Raw genomic sequence first — 214 nt, 5'->3', positions numbered from 1 at the left:
GCACGGCCTCCACGCTGACCTCCTCATCCATCAGAAAGCGCAACTTAGGCTCGCTGCCATCGCGTTTACAGGCCCAGACCTGGGGTTGTCGCACCTCTGCAGTCGTCATCATCACCTTGCCGACACTGTTGTCAGACAGACTCACCAGGGTGCCAGGCGGATATATACCCAGCACCTTGACCAGCGCCGAAATCAACTGCTCCTGATGTTGGCC

Annotated in this window: 1 protein-coding gene; it reads right to left on the bottom strand. The window is 58.4% G+C overall.

Annotated features, from left to right (window positions below):
* Nucleotides 1-214 (bottom strand): hypothetical protein (locus tag QCB45_RS11540; RefSeq protein WP_279421197.1); only part of this gene is annotated, 214 nt, incomplete at both ends.

The sequence above is a fragment of the Thiomicrorhabdus sp. ZW0627 genome (genome assembly GCF_029767005.1).
Classification (GTDB): domain Bacteria; phylum Pseudomonadota; class Gammaproteobacteria; order Thiomicrospirales; family Thiomicrospiraceae; genus Thiomicrorhabdus.
The sequence above is the reverse complement of the archived record's forward strand: the minus strand, read 5'-3'. Positions and strand labels throughout refer to the sequence as shown.